Raw genomic sequence first — 756 nt, 5'->3', positions numbered from 1 at the left:
GCTTGATAGGTTTTTTCTGTTTGCGAAATTTGTTCTTTTTTCAACTCAAGCTGTTTTGTTAAGAGCTCAATAATTTCATCTTTTTTTAAAAGCTGAAGGATTTCCGAATATTCTGCTGATAGAGCAGGTTGTGGCGTTGAAGCAGGTTGTGGCGTTGAAGCAGGTTGTGGCGGTGAAGCAGGTTGTGGCGGTGAAGCAGGTCGCGACTTTTTAGGCGGGTTTGGCTTTTTTTTACGTCTAATTTTAACATCTCTAGTGTGTGTTGTATCTGAAAAGCCATGATATACCCTATGTATTCGACCGTCTTTTGTTTGGTAGATATCTACGTCATTTCTATCATACACCTGTTTGCTATTTACATGTGCCAAATTCATCATTGCCAAAAGGGTAACCATTCCTGTTATAATAAATCGCTTTTTCATCTGTCTCCTCGCTTGATTTCGGCAGGGATTGTTTTATTAATAGGTACACGGTTCCTATCATTTGGCTGTTTTAGCTTTGGTGCTAAAGCACAAGCCGATAAAAGGTTTGCAATCAAAATTATAAGAATGATCGACTTCATTTTAATATAACTCTTTTTTATTGTTATATATATCCTGATATTTGTTGTCATTATTATTATTTTGACATTAAAGTAAAGTGTATAGTTTGCGATAATTGATCTTTTCTTAATTTCATTTTTTAATTTATGAAAACAGCTCAATTTCGGTGCGAATATTTTTTACTTTAGGATTGGATATCCTTGTTATTTTGTCA

The 756-nt window shown here is 34.4% G+C and carries 1 protein-coding gene and 1 pseudogene; both read right to left on the bottom strand.

Features of this window, described 5'->3' with window-relative positions:
- A pseudogene (locus ACFILW_RS10450) lies at nucleotides 1–422 on the bottom strand (hypothetical protein); the annotation flags it as partial.
- A complete protein-coding gene (locus ACFILW_RS10445; RefSeq protein ID WP_273790050.1) occupies nucleotides 419–562 on the bottom strand; it encodes a TrwH protein in 144 nt (47 codons plus the stop codon). The gene ACFILW_RS10445 and the pseudogene ACFILW_RS10450, both read right to left, overlap by 4 nt.
- Between the last annotated feature and the right edge of the window lie 194 nt (nucleotides 563–756).

Origin of the sequence: Bartonella sp. TT110JLCBS, assembly GCF_042193405.1 — a bacterium.
In the GTDB taxonomy this organism is placed as follows: Bacteria; Pseudomonadota; Alphaproteobacteria; order Rhizobiales; family Rhizobiaceae; genus Bartonella.
The sequence above is the reverse complement of the archived record's forward strand: the minus strand, read 5'-3'. Positions and strand labels throughout refer to the sequence as shown.